Here is a 223-nt window from a genome sequence, read left to right as displayed (position 1 = left end):
CTCGTTGGCCATGACGCCGGGGAGCCCCTCGACATGGGCGATGCCATCCGCGGCGTCGACGACGGTTCCCACCTCAGTCGCTGCGGCTCCGGACGGCTCATATGCGGCGACGAAGTCTTTCAGCGCGTCGCGGATCGCATCGGGGCTGATGGAGAGTTCTGCCATTGTCTTCCTTCGTTCGTGGGGCATTGCCCCGAAGTCTTCGCCTGATCGGCGGGAGTCT

The sequence above is a fragment of the Microbacterium sp. UBA1097 genome (genome assembly GCF_002313585.1).
GTDB lineage: Bacteria > Actinomycetota > Actinomycetes > Actinomycetales > Microbacteriaceae > Microbacterium.
The sequence above is the reverse complement of the archived record's forward strand: the minus strand, read 5'-3'. Positions refer to the sequence as shown.